This window comes from Caulobacter sp. GW821-FHT10F06, assembly GCF_058809215.1.
In genome coordinates this window covers 221,525-234,724 of sequence record NZ_JBXASK010000003.1, presented here as the reverse complement: position 1 = coordinate 234,724, position 13,200 = coordinate 221,525, and the positions used below count along the sequence as shown (strand labels likewise).

At 67.5% G+C, this 13,200-nt stretch carries 11 protein-coding genes; 10 read left to right on the top strand and 1 reads right to left on the bottom strand.

Annotated elements, in window-relative coordinates; translation table 11 throughout:
• The 10 genes from AC1RUS_RS07435 (at position 1) to AC1RUS_RS07390 (ending at position 11,041) form a co-directional block, all read left to right on the top strand.
• A complete protein-coding gene (locus tag AC1RUS_RS07435; RefSeq protein WP_492914591.1) occupies positions 1-804 on the top strand; it encodes an ABC transporter ATP-binding protein in 804 nt (267 codons plus the stop codon).
• The gene (locus AC1RUS_RS07430; RefSeq protein WP_492914590.1) at positions 801-1,973 is read left to right on the top strand and encodes an acyl-CoA dehydrogenase family protein; all 1,173 of its coding nucleotides are present in this window, start codon (positions 801-803) and stop codon (positions 1,971-1,973) included. The genes AC1RUS_RS07435 and AC1RUS_RS07430 overlap by 4 nt, the downstream gene beginning before the upstream one ends.
• Positions 1,970-2,920, top strand: coding sequence for a D-isomer specific 2-hydroxyacid dehydrogenase family protein (locus tag AC1RUS_RS07425; RefSeq protein WP_492914588.1), 951 nt, complete (start codon positions 1,970-1,972; stop codon positions 2,918-2,920). The genes AC1RUS_RS07430 and AC1RUS_RS07425 overlap by 4 nt, the downstream gene beginning before the upstream one ends.
• 153 nt (positions 2,921-3,073) lie before the next feature.
• Positions 3,074-3,772, top strand: coding sequence for a class II aldolase/adducin family protein (locus tag AC1RUS_RS07420; protein WP_492914585.1), 699 nt, complete (start codon positions 3,074-3,076; stop codon positions 3,770-3,772).
• Positions 3,772-4,767, top strand: coding sequence for an ABC transporter substrate-binding protein (locus AC1RUS_RS07415; RefSeq protein WP_492914583.1), 996 nt, complete (start codon positions 3,772-3,774; stop codon positions 4,765-4,767). Before AC1RUS_RS07420 ends, AC1RUS_RS07415 begins: the two co-directional genes overlap by 1 nt.
• A 131-nt stretch (positions 4,768-4,898) precedes the next feature.
• Positions 4,899-7,085 (top strand): TonB-dependent receptor, encoded by a 2,187-nt coding sequence (locus AC1RUS_RS07410; protein ID WP_492914581.1) that lies wholly within the window; start codon positions 4,899-4,901, stop codon positions 7,083-7,085.
• Between the two features lie 4 nt (positions 7,086-7,089).
• Positions 7,090-7,701, top strand: a complete 612-nt coding sequence (locus tag AC1RUS_RS07405) for a cysteine dioxygenase family protein (RefSeq protein ID WP_492914578.1) — start codon at positions 7,090-7,092, stop codon at positions 7,699-7,701.
• Positions 7,698-9,275 (top strand): rhodanese-like domain-containing protein, encoded by a 1,578-nt coding sequence (locus AC1RUS_RS07400; protein ID WP_492914577.1) that lies wholly within the window; start codon positions 7,698-7,700, stop codon positions 9,273-9,275. The genes AC1RUS_RS07405 and AC1RUS_RS07400 overlap by 4 nt, the downstream gene beginning before the upstream one ends.
• 115 nt (positions 9,276-9,390) lie before the next feature.
• Positions 9,391-10,485 carry an LLM class flavin-dependent oxidoreductase gene (locus AC1RUS_RS07395; protein ID WP_492914574.1) on the top strand — a complete coding sequence of 365 codons (1,095 nt, stop codon included), beginning with the start codon at positions 9,391-9,393 and terminating at the stop codon, positions 10,483-10,485.
• A 7-nt stretch (positions 10,486-10,492) separates the two neighbouring features.
• A complete protein-coding gene (locus AC1RUS_RS07390; RefSeq protein ID WP_492914573.1) occupies positions 10,493-11,041 on the top strand; it encodes a flavin reductase family protein in 549 nt (182 codons plus the stop codon).
• Here the strand turns inward: AC1RUS_RS07390 and AC1RUS_RS07385 are convergent.
• Positions 11,038-13,191, bottom strand: coding sequence for an amylo-alpha-1,6-glucosidase (locus AC1RUS_RS07385; protein WP_492914571.1), 2,154 nt, complete (start codon positions 13,189-13,191; stop codon positions 11,038-11,040). The two genes, AC1RUS_RS07390 and AC1RUS_RS07385, sit on opposite strands and share 4 nt — an antisense overlap.
• Positions 13,192-13,200 lie beyond the last annotated feature (9 nt).

The following is a 13,200-nucleotide window of genomic DNA, read 5'->3' as shown; positions in this document are numbered from 1 at the left end:
ATGGTTCAGCCCCGCCTTCGCAGCCGTCCGCTCAAGGTCGTCTCCAACACCGCTCCGCCGCCCGTGGTGAACCTGAAGGGCTTCACGCGCCAGTTCGGCGACAACGTCGTCATCGACAAGCTGGATCTGGCCATCGCGCCGGGCGAGTTCGTCGCCTTGCTGGGCGCCAGCGGCAGCGGCAAGACCACGTTGCTGCGCACCTTGGCCGGCCTGGACTCCGCCCAGGGCCAGGATGTTACGACACCGGACGCCCGGGCTGTCGTCTTCCAGGACGCCCGGCTGCTACCGTGGAAGAAGGTCTGGCGCAACGTCGCGCTCGGCCTGAAGGACAAGAACGTCAGGGCTCGCGCCGAGGCGGCGCTGAAGGAGGTCGGCCTGGGCCATCGCCTCGACGTCTGGCCTTCGACGCTGTCGGGCGGCGAGGCGCAGCGCACCGCCCTGGCCCGCGCCCTGGTTCGCGAGCCAGCCCTGCTGCTGCTGGACGAACCGTTCGCCGCGCTGGACGCCCTGACCCGCCTGAAAATGCATGACCTGGTGCTGACGCTGTGGCGCGAGCACAAGCCGGCCGTGCTGCTGGTCACCCACGACGTCGACGAGGCCATCGCCCTGGCTGACCGCGTCCTGGTGCTGGACGGCGGCCGCATTGCCGCCGAGGAGCGCATCGGCCTGGAGCGACCGCGCTTGCCGGACACCCGCTTCCACGCCATACGCCGCCGCCTGTTGGGGCGCCTGGGTGTCGAAACCCCGGCCGCTCCCGCCGAGGGCGCGCTGATCGCCTTCCCGACCGGCGAGGTGGTGCTATGAGCGCCGCCGCCCTGAAACTGGCGCCCACGCCGGACCTCCCCGATCTCGACGCCGTGCTGCCGGGTCTGACCGCGGCCTTCGCCGCCACCGCCGGTCGCCACGATCGGGAGGCCAGCTTCCCGTCCCCCAATTTCGAGGCCCTGCGGGAGGCGGGCCTGCTGGCCCTGACCGCGCCCAAGCGCCTGGGCGGTCTGGAAGCCGATCTGCCGACCGCCCTGAAGGTGGTTTCGGCCGTGGCGCGCGGCGAGCCGGCCACCGCGCTCGTGTTGGTCATGCAGTATCTGTTCCACGCCTCGGTCGAAGGGCGCTCCGGCTGGCCGGAACATCTCAAGCAGCGTGTGATCGGCGAGGCCATCACCGATGGCGCGCTGATCAACGCCCTGCGGGTCGAGCCAGACCTGGGCACGCCCGCGCGTGGCGGGCTTCCGGCGACGGTGGCGCGCCGCACGCCGGAGGGCTGGCGGATCAGCGGCCGCAAGATCTATTCGACCGGCTCGACGGCCCTGACCTGGTTTGTCGTCTGGGCGCGCTCGGACGACGCCGAGCCTCTGGTCGGCGGCTGGCTGGTGCGCGCCGACAGCCCCGGCGTTGTCATCGAGGAGACCTGGGATCATCTGGGTCTGCGCGCCAGCGCCAGCCATGACGTGATCTTCGAGGACGTGCTGGTTCCGCTGGACCACGCACTGGACCCGCAGCCGCCCGGCGCGCCGCCGCCCTATCCGGCCAGCTTCGCCGCGTGGTCGTCGGTGCTGACCGCCGCGATCTACGACGCCCAGGCCCAGGCCGCCCGCGACTGGCTGGTCGACTTCCTGGCCAATCGCAAGCCCGCCAACCTGGGCGCGGCGCTGTCCACCCTGCCCCGCTTCCAAGAAGCCGTCGGCGAGATCGATAGCCTTCTGCTGACCAATCGCGTGCTGTTGGAAACGGCGGCGCGGGGCGAGGTGACCGGCGTCGAGGCCGGACAGGTCAAGCACCTTGTCACGGAGAACGCCATCGCCGTGGTCGAGAAGGCGCTGAAGCTGACCGGCAACCCCGGCCTGACGCGCAACAACCCGCTGGAGCGGCACCATCGCGACGTGCTGTGCGGCCGGGTCCACACGCCCCAGGCCGATGTGGTGCTGACCAGCGCCGGCAAGGCGGCGTTCGCGGCGCGGGAAGCCGGCAAATGAGCCGTCTCGTCGTCGCCAGCCAACTGCCCGAGCTGTTCAACAGCGTCTTCGCCCAGCACGCCGGCGACGCGGAGATCATCGCCGTGCCGCCGGGCCTGACTGCCCCCCTGCCCGACAAGACCAAGGTCCTGGTCGCGGCGCCGTTCCGCAAGGCCGGCGGCCAGCTGCCCAAGGATCCGCCCAAGGGCTGGCCCTATGACGTGGAGTGGGTGCAACTGGTTTCGGTCGGCATCGACTTCTATCCCGACTGGCTGTTCGACGGCCCCATCGTCACCTCGGCGAAGGGCTCTTCGGCGGTGGCCTTGGCCGAGTTCGCTCTGGCCGCCATCCTGGCCGACGCCAAGCGCCTGCCCGATATCTGGATCGACAAGGCCGAGCGCTGGGCGCCGCAGCAACTGCGTCTGGTTTCGGGCTCGACCCTGGGCCTGGTGGGTTTCGGCGCGATCGGCGAGGCCCTGGCTCCGCGCGCACAAGCCCTTGGCCTGAAAGTCATCGCCACCAGGCGCTCCGACCAGCCCATTCCGACGCCGGGCGTCGAGCGGGTGGCCGACCTTAAGACACTCTTCGCGCGCAGCGACCATGTGGTCCTGGCCGCGCCGGCGACGCCGGAAACCCACCATCTGGTCGACCGCGAAGTGTTGGCCCACGCCAAGCCGGGCCTGCATCTGATCAATATCGCGCGCGGCGCCCTGATCGACGACGAGGCCTTGCTGGCGGCGCTGCAAGACGGCCGCGTCGGTCGCGCCAGCCTGGACGTCACCCATCCGGAGCCGCTGACGCCAGGCCATCCCTACTACGCCCACCCGAAGGTCCGGCTCTCGCCGCACACCTCGGTGCATACGCCAGACACCCGCATCAACCTCGCGACCCGCTTCGCCGAGAACCTGGCCCGGTTCCGGTCCGGCGCGCCCTTGGCCGACGTCGTCGACCTGTCGCGCGGCTACTGAAGGACATCCGCTCATGACCGCCATCAGCCCCGCCCGGGCCTTCGCCGCTCAGGGACCGCACCCCGCCAAGATCGAGACCGTCCTGCCGGAATTCGGCTCGCGCGAACTGCCTCGCCAGCCGACCCACGAACAGGCCTCTATCGCAAGCAGCGCTTGGCGGCCTCCTATCGCCTGTTCGGCCGCTACGGCTTTGACATGGGCGGCGCGGGCCACATCACCGCCCGCGATCCGGAGCTGACCGACCATTTCTGGGTCAATCCGTTCGGCGTTCATTTCAGCCGCATCAAGGTCTCGGACCTGATGCTGGTCAGCCATTCGGGCGAGATCGTCCAACCGCCCGCCAAGGCGCCCGCTCGCCTCAATAGGGCGGCCTTCGCCATCCACTCGCAGCTGCACGAGGCCCGGCCCGACGTCGTGGCCGCTGCCCACTCGCATTCGCTGTACGGCAAGGCTTGGTCGGCGCTCGGCCGACTACTGGATCCCCTGACCCAGGACTCGGCGGCGTTCTATGACGACCACGCCCTGTTCGAGGAGTTCTCTGGCGTGGTGCTCGACACCAGCGAGGGCGAAAAGATCGCCAAGGCTCTGGGCCCGAAGAAGGCCGTGATCCTGCAGAACCACGGCATCCTGACCGTCGGCCAGTCGGTCGAGGCCGCTGTCTGGCGCTACCTGGCGCTGGAGAACGCCTGCCAGACCCAATTGCTGGCCGAGGCCGCGGGCCCGACCAAGCCGATGCCGCCCGAGGTGGCCAAGCACACCGCCGGCCAGGTCGGCAGCGAAGCCGGCGGCTTCTGGGCCTTCCAGCCGTACTGGGACGTCGTCACCGAGGAAGAGCCGGACCTGTTCGATTGATGACCAGCTTTTCCTTTTCGCGCCGCGACCTGATGGTCGGCGGCCTGTCTCTGGCGGGTCTGTCCATGGCCGGCCTCACCGCCTGTTCGCCCCAGAACGATCGCAAGGCCGCGTCGATCCAAGACCTGACCCTGAGGGTCGCCACCTATCGCGGCAACGCCGAAGCCTTCTTCACCGAAGCGGGCGTCGGCGCGCCCCCCTACAAGCTGGCGCGCAGCCAGTTCGCCAGCGGCAACCTGATCGCCGAGGCGATCAACGCCGGCGCGCTGGATTTCGGTGGCATGAGCGAGATCCCGCCGATCTTCGTCGCCGCCCAGCCAGGCAACCAGGTTCGCATCGTCGGCGTGTTGCGCGGCGACGTGAACAACCAGGTCGTGCTGGTCCCCAAGGGCTCATCGATCAACGGGCTCAAGGATCTGCGGGGCAAACGGATCGGCTATGTGAAGGCCACGACGTCCCACTACATCCTTCTGCGCCTGCTGAAGGAAGCCGGCCTGACCTGGAAGGACATCACCCCGGTGGCCTTGTCGCCCCAGGATGGCCTCGCGGCCTTCCAGAGCGGCGCGCTGGACGCCTGGGTGATCTATGGCGTCATCGTCTACCAGGCTCGTGCGGCCGGGGCGCGCGTGCTGACCACCGGCCTTGGAAGGCTGTCGGGCAACTACCTGATCACGGCCGCCAAGACCGCGCTGGACGATCCCATCCGCCTCAAGGCGATCGGCGACTATGTCGGTCGCTACAAGAAGGTCTTCGACTGGATCAACGCCGATGGCGAGCGCTGGGCGCGAGCGCGATCGGCGGCCACCGGCGTTGAGGCCGCCTATTACGTCCAGGAATTCAAGGAACGCAGCGCAGACTACGCGCTGACGGGGATCAGCGACGACGCGATCGCCTCTCAGCAGGGCGTCGCCGACACCTTCGCCGAGGCTGGCGTCATTCCAGCCAAGGTCGATGTGCGCCCGTTATGGGATTCACGCCTGAACGCCTCCATCTGAATGTTGAGGTCGGAGAATGATAAATATTCGCCGATCCGATATGAGCAAATCTGAGAACATCTAGATATTATGTTGTTTGCGATCGGCATCCTTATCGCGCCTTATCCCTATCAATTCTGTCGGGGATAAAAATGCACAACGCCTTCTTGAAGACTTCACTGGTCGCCGCAGGGTCGGTCCTGGCCCTCGCGACGGCGGCGCGCGCCGAAACCTCTCCTGCCGCCGCTGAAGTCGATGGCTCGCCCGCCGCGGTCGAGCAAGTGATCGTCACCGCCGAACGTCGCGCCACCGACCTGCAGAAGACCGCCATCGCCATCTCGGCCTTCGGCGAACAGGTGCTGGCCGACCGCAAGATCGACAACATCCGCGACCTGTCCGGCCAGATCCCGAACCTTACCATCAGCCGGGTCACCATCAGCCACACCACTCAGACCTACGCCCTGCGCGGCGTGGGCGAGAGCGATCCGATCCAGGAACCGGTGCTGGCCGTTTATGTCGACGACGTCTACATCCCGCGCCAGATCGGCTCGATGATCGAGTTCAACGATCTGGAGCGTCTTGAGGTTCTGCGCGGCCCGCAGGGTACGCTGTACGGCCGCAACTCCAGCGCCGGCGCGCTGCGCGTCATCACCCGCGATCCGGGCCAGGACGTCCGCGCCAAGGCCGAGGTCGGCCTGGGCAATCTGGGCGCGGTCGACGTCCGCGCGCTGATCGAGGGTCCGTTGGTCGCCGACAAGCTGGCCGGCAGCGTCTCGTACATCCACCACAGCCGCGACGGCACGGCCTACGATCCGACCCTTGGTCACGACGTTAACCGCATCGACGTCAACGCCTATCGCGCCAAGCTGCGCTGGACGCCGACCGACAAGCTGGATGTCCTGTTCACGCTCAACGCGGTGGCCGACCGCAGCGACAGCCGCGCCTATATCCCAGTCAAACAGCCCGGCGGCGTGTTCCGCAAGGACCGCTCCTATTCCGAGGTCGAGCCGGCCCAGGACCTGGACCAGGCCAGCGGTTCGATCCGCGCGCAGTACGAGATCAATGACGCTCTGAAGCTGAAGTCGATCACCGCCTATGGCGGCTTCAACCTCAATCCCGTCAACTACGACAATGACGGCGAAGCGGCCCTGATCCAGAAGAACCTGATCCATTACAACGATCAGTACGTCACCCAGGAAGTCCAGCTGAACGGCGACTACGGCGCCGTCACCTTCACCAGCGGCCTCTTCTATCTTCACGAAAGGTTCTTCGTGGAGCGCGACGGCTACAGCCGCCGCAATGCCCAAGCCACTGATCCGGCCGTAACGCCCAGCAACTACATCTTCGCCCGCGCCCACAACGTGACCAACACCGACGCCTACGCCCTGTTCGGCGAGGCGACCTGGAAGGCCACCGATCGCCTCAGCCTGACCGGCGGCCTGCGCTGGACCAACGAGGAAAAGAAATTCGTCTTCAACAACAAGACCCTGAATCTGGCCGGCCAGGTGACGGGTCAGTCGATCGCGGGTACGGCCGACAAGACCTGGTCGGCGATCACGCCCAAACTGGTCGCTCAGTACCAGTGGACGCCCGAGGTGCTGCAGTACGTCAGCTATTCCAAAGGCTTCAAGTCGGGCGGGTTCGACAACCGCGCCACCCGCCTGGACCTGGCCACCCTGCCCTTCGCGCCCGAGGACGTGACCACCTACGAAACCGGCCTGAAGACCCAGCTGTTCGACAATCGGCTGCGGGCCAATCTCGCGGCCTTCTACAACGACTATCAGGATCTCCAGGTGTCGTTCTACGACCCAGCCTATGTGGGCAGCCGTCGCGGCAATGCCGGCCAGGCCCACACCTATGGCGTCGAGTTGGAGACCGACGCCCGCCCCACCGAGCGCCTGGGCGTGCAGTTCAACGTCGGATGGCTGTTCGCCGTCTATGACGACTACAAGGGCGCCGGCGGCGCGGGCGTCAACGCCGACGGCAATCGCCTTCTGAACTCTCCGCGCTGGAGCGTCTCGAGCGGCGTCACCTACGATGTGCCGGTCGAAATTCCGGGTTCGCTGCGGGTCGGCCTGAACGCCCAATGGCAGAGCGGCGTCGTCACCAGCGCCACCCCGGCGGCGGGCGGCCAGAATAACATCCCGTCGCAGGGCTTCCTGAACGGCGTGGCCACCTGGACCTCGCCCGACCCGCACTGGGCGGTCAGCCTTTCGGTTCGCAATATCCTGGATTCGGACAAGCCGGTCGGCTCGACCTACACTCCGTCGACCGGCGTCTACTACCAGAACTTCCCCGATCCCCGGACCGCCGTGGTCACCCTTAAGTACGCGCTGTGATCGGATGAGCGCGCCCCGCTTGCACCGCCTGACCGATTTCGTGAGCGACCTGGCCGCCGTGCTGGATCACACAGCTGACGAGGCCAAGATCCTCGATCAGGGCGGACGGCTGCTGGCGGGGTTGATCGCTCAAGACGACTGGCTGCCCGAGACATACGCCAAGCCCGATCCGCTGCGCTATCAGCAGTATCTGCTGCATTGCGACAGCCGCGAACGCTTCTCGGTCGTCAGCTTCGTCTGGGGTCCGGGACAGGCCACGCCCATTCACGACCACACGGTCTGGGGCCTGGTCGGCGTCCTGCGGGGCGCCGAGCTTTCCCAGGCCTATACGCGAAACGGCGAAGCCTTCGCCGCCGCCGGCCCCGTCCATCGCCTGGAGCGCGGCAAGGTCGAGGCCGTCTCGCCCCGGATCGGCGATGTCCACCGCGTCACCAACGCCTTCGACGATCGCGTCTCGATCAGCATCCACGTCTACGGGGCCAATATCGGCGCCGTGCGGCGCGCCACCTACGACCGGGACGGACAGCGGAAGCCGTTCGTCTCCGGATACGCCAACGACACCCTGCCCAACCTCTGGGACCGGTCCAAGCCGGTCGCCGCCGAGACCGCGTCATGACCCTGCCCACCGTTACGCCGCGCGATGTCCGCCACGACCTGATCGCCCGTCGCGAGATCGCCCTGCTGGACCTGCGCGAGGAAGATCCCTTCGCGCGCGCCCATCCGTTGTTCGCGTCGCAACTGCCGTTGAGCCGGCTGGAGTTGGAAATCCTCGATCGCGTGCCGCGCAAGGACACGCGGATCGTCCTCTACGATAACGGCGAGGGCCTCGTATCGCCCGCCGGCAAGCGCCTGGCCGCGCTCGGCTACACCAATGTCAGCGCCCTCAAAGGCGGGCTCGCGGGGTGGCGTGAGGCTGGCTACGAGCTGTTTCAGGACGTCAATTCCTACAGCAAGGCGTTCGGCGAACTGGTCGAGGCGCGGCGGCATACGCCGTCCCTGCCCGCTCCCGAGGTCCAGGCCCTGATCGACTCCAAGGCCGACCACGTCATCCTCGACGCCCGTCGCTTCGAGGAATACGCCACCATGAGCATCCCCGGCGGCGTCAGCACGCCGGGCGCCGAACTTGTCCTGCGGGCTCGGGAGATCGCGCCCGATCCGACGACCACAATCATCGTCAACTGCGCGGGCCGCACGCGAAGCTTGATCGGCGCTCAGTCGCTGGTCAACGCTGGCGTGCCCAATCCGGTCTTCGCCTTGCGCAACGGCACCATCGGCTGGACCCTGGCCCAGCAGAGTTTGGAACACGGGCAAATCCGTCGCTTCCCGGACGTCTCCAACCAGACGTTGGAGGAAGCTCGAACCAAGGCGGGCGAAGTCGCCTACCGCGCCGGCGTGCGTCGGATCGAAGCCGACGGCCTGGCCGATCTCGCCCAGGACCGCAAGCGCACGCTCTATCGCTTCGACGTCCGCACACCCGAAGAATATGCTGCGGGACATCTGCCGGGCTTTCGCAGCGCGCCAGGCGGCCAACTGGTGCAGGAAACCGACGTCTTCGCGCCGGTTCGAGGCGCTCGCATCGTGTTGGCCGACGACCTGGGGCCCCGCGCCGACATGAGCGCCTCGTGGCTGGCCCAATTGGGCTGGGAGGTTTACGTCCTCGATGGCGGCTTCGAGGGCGATCTGGAGACCGGCGCCTGGCGCGCCGCCCGGCCGGCCTTGCCCACGGTGGAGACCATCACCCCGCGTGAACTGGCCGAAGCAATCGCCGACGACGCCGTCGTGGTCCTCGACCTCGCGCCCAGCCCCCTTCACCGCAAGGGCCACGTTCCCGGCGCGTGGTTCGCGATCCGCGCGCGCTTGGCCGAGGCCTTCGAGCGTATCGACGAAGGCAAGCCGATCATCCTGACGTCGCCCGATGGCGCGTTGGCGCGTCTGGCCGCCGCCGAGGTCGAGGAAATCTCGGACCATCCTGTGCGTGTGCTCGACGGCGGAACCGAGGCCTGGATCGCGGCCGGTCGCGCCGTCGAGCCGGGCCTGACCCGCGCCGCGAGCGATCCGGAGGATGTCTACAAGCGTCCATACGAGGGCACCGACAACGCCACCGAGGCGATGCAGGCCTATCTCGACTGGGAATATGGGCTGGTGGACCAACTGGCGCGCGACGGCTCGCACGGTTTCTACGTGATCTGAGCCTGAACCGCGCCGAAGCCTGATGAGCGAAGCTGATCAAGCTCTTGAGAAAGCCTCGCTTTTTACACCGCAACTCACCCGTAGACTTCAAACCAATCCAGACCGGAGCCTGCCCATGTCCGTCGAGTTCATCGGTTTTGTCGGCGCGCAGAATGCGTCGGAGATCCACCCACCCATCGGTCCGGCGATCGACCGCGACTATGTGGAGCGGGTCGCCCGCGCTCACGAGGACGGTGGCTTCGACCGCGTCCTGGCCGCTTTCCACTCCACGGGTCCGGAAAGCCAGCTGATCGCCGCCCACGCCGCTTCGGTCACGACGCGCCTGGGCTTCATGATCGCTCACCGTCCCGGCTTCACGGCGCCGACGGTGGCGGCCCGCCAGCTGGCCACCCTGGACCAATTCACCGGCGGCCGCGTCGCCGTGCACATCATCACCGGCGGTTCGGACGAGGAACTGGCCAAGGACGGCGACCACCTGACCAAGGACGAACGCTACGCCCGCACGGACGAGTATCTCGACATCGTTCGCCGTGAATGGACCAGCGACAAGCCTTTCGATCACAAGGGGCGCTACTACAACGTGGTCCAGGGATTCGGCGGCGTGAAGCCGTTCCAGAAGCCGCATCTGCCGATCTATTTCGGCGGCTCGTCCGACGCCGCCATTCCCGTGGCCGGGAAGCACGCCGATATCTTCGCCTTGTGGGGCGAAACCCAGGCTCAGGTCGCCGAGACCATCGCCCGTGTCCGCCACGCCGCCGCCAAGCACGGCCGTCAGGTGCGGTTCTCGTTGTCGCTTCGGCCCGTCATCGCCGCCACCGAGGAAGCCGCCTGGAAGCGCGCCGACGAGATCGTCGAACGCGCCAAGGCCCTGCGCGAGGCCTCCGGGCTGCCTACCACCGGCCATCGCCCGCCCAACGCCGGCTCGCAGCGCCTGCTGGACGCCGCCAATCAGGGCTCTCGCCTGGACAAGCGCCTGTGGACCGGCGTAGCCGCCGTCACCGGCGCCCAAGGCAACTCCACGGGGCTCGTCGGGACGCCTGAACAGGTCGCCGAAGGGCTGCTGGACTATTACGACCTGGGCGTCTCGACCTTCCTGATCCGAGGCTTCGACCCGTTGGACGACGCGATCGCCTATGGCCGCGACCTGATCCCGCTGGTTCGTCAGCTGGTCGCCGATCGCGACGCCCGCCCCGCCGTCGCGGCGGGCTGAGCACGCCATGGCGCCTTATGACGCCTCGGCCGGCTGGTCGCGCGCGGCAACGAAGCCCGTCACGCCGCCGGTCGATCCGATCTTGGTCAAGGATGCGCTGGCGCGGCTGGCGAGCGGCGTCGCCATCATCTCATGCTGGCATGAAGGTGCTCCGCGCGGTCTGCTGGTCAGCTCGATCACGGGCCTGTCTGTGGACCCGCCGCGCTTCCTGTTCTGCGTCCGAAAGGAAGCCGCCAGCCATGACGCCCTGATCGCGGCGGAGGCCTGCGGTGTCGCCATACTCGCGCACAGCGATGCGGAGGAGGCGTTGCGCTTCGCATCGTCTTCGCGCGCGCCCGAGCGATTCAAGGACGCGCGCTGGGCTTTGGATCCGGCCTCGCAACCGCGCTATGCGGGCGGGCTTTCGTCAGCCTGCTGCGCGATCCGGCAGGTGATCGACGCCGACAGCCATTCGATCGTGATCGTCGAAGTGCTAGAGCTAACCCTCGGCGACGGTCCTCCCCTGGTCGCCTATGATCGAGACCTTCACACCCTGTCGACGCCTCAGGTTCGCTAGCGACGGATGAGGATCGGCGCCGTGCAGTTGCGGCCGCTGTGGGCGTAGACGTGCGGACCGGTGCGTTCGAAGTCGACATCGGCTGTCTTGTCGCCCACGCTCAGTCCCTCGACGCCGAGACGGTCGATGCCGATCGGCAGGCGCGGATTGACGATGTTGACCTCACCCCGCCAGCCGTCGACCGTCACGCCCAGGCAAGCCTGCAGCATCATGAAGGCCGAGCCCGCCGCCCAGGCCTGCGGCAGGCATGCCACGGGATAGGCCACAGGGGGCTCGCCGGCGGCGCGCGGGAAACCACAGAAGAGTTCCGGCAGCCGCATCTCGTAGTGCGCCGCGGTCTCGAAGAGACCCGACAGCACGCGCACAACGCCGTCGCGCTCGCCGTATCGCGCCATGCCCATGGCGCAGAAGGCCGTGTCGTGAGGCCAGACCGAGCCGTTGTGATAGGACATCGGATTGAAGCGCGGCTCGCCCGACGCCAGGGTTCGTACGCCCCAGCCATTGTGGAAGGCCGAGGACAGCAAGGTGTCGATCACCTTGCGGGCGCGGTCAGGCGACGGAAGTCCCGAAAACAGCAGATGGCCCGGGTTTGAGCCACGAACCCGACAGGGCTTGCCATGGCCGTCGATGGCCATGGCGTAGAAGCCCATGTCCTCCATCCAAAACCGGTCCTCGACCGTCTTGCGCAGCGTTTCGGCCCGAGCGCTCCAGCGCTCGGCCTGCTCGACAGCGCCACGACGCCGCGCCAGGTCGGCCATGCCATTGAAGGCCGCGAAGGCGTAGCCCTGCACCTCAACCACGGCGATCGGGCCATCGGGGAACCGGCCATCGGCGTGGAAGACGCTGTCTTCGCTGTCCTTCCAGTTCTGGTTTGAAAGGCCCGTATCGGCGCCGCGTGCATAATCGATGAGGCCGTCGCCATCGCTGTCGCCGAAATGCTCGATCCAGCCGATGGCGCCGACCAGCGAGGTCCACAGCGTCTCGATGAAGGCCATGTCGCCAGTGCGCGCGGCATAGGCGCAGGCCAGGCCGACGAACAGCGGCGTGGTGTCGACCCCGCCGTAATAGCGACCGAACGGCAGCTCGCCGAGCGCGGTCATCTCGCCCTTGCGGGTCTCGTGCATGATCTTGCCGGGCGCGCTGTCACGGAAGGCCGAAACCTCGACCGCCTGGTTCTCGGCCAGATAGTTCAGGACGCCCTTGGCCAGGCTCGGCTCGATCCACAGCACCTGCCAGGCGGTGATGATGGCGTCACGCCCGAACGGCGTCGAGAACCATGGGATGCCGGCATAGGGATAGGGGCCGGTGTCGAGTTCTGTCGTCAACAGCGCCAGATCGGCCCGCGACTTGTCGAGCCATTCGTTGAACAGACGGCCGGAACTATGCAGTCGCGCCCCACGTCGTGTGCGGTTTCGCATGCTCATCCGGCCGCGCGCCGCCGCGGCGCGCCAGCGTTGACGTGTCGGCGGGTGGTCCTCTTCCGGGCCGACCTCGACATAGAGCTCGAAACGGTCGTCGGGCGTCAGCACGAACATGAAGTCGGCGCGCGACGAGGTCAGGCGCCCGGGCGGTTCGGAGAAGGCGACGACGCTCTTGCGGGTCACCGCGTCGAGGCCTTCGTAGCTGAAGGTGACGCTGCGCCCGTTTGTGGTCGGCGCCAGCGAGCGACCGCGCGCGGGTCGCTTGGAGCCTCGCACCTCGAACATGTCGTGGAAGTCGGCGGCGAACTCCAGGCTGACAGGCAGGATAACCATGTCGCGGCTGTAGTTCACGAAGGTCAGCCGCTCATAGAACCGCTGGTCCCACAGGAAGCGCTTTCGCTCGATATGGATCGCGCCATGCGGCGCAGCGCCCGCGCCAAGCAGCGGCAAGGCCTGGTTCGTTGAGTGAGAGTTGAAGAAGACGTTGTCCTGCGACACCGCCGCGCTCAGGAGCGCCGGTGCGCGTCCGCCGATCAACAGCCGCAGCTTGGATAACAGGCGCGTGTCATGGTGGAAGAGGCCGTCCGCCGCCCCCAGGATATCGCCGAACGCGTCGGCGACCAGGAAGGTGTCGCGATCCTTGAGGGCGAACAGCCGATAAGGAACGCGAGGCTCACCGGTCTCGCCCTGTTCCGCCGCCCCCACAGGGCCGGGCGTCATGTCATCCATGTGCGGCCT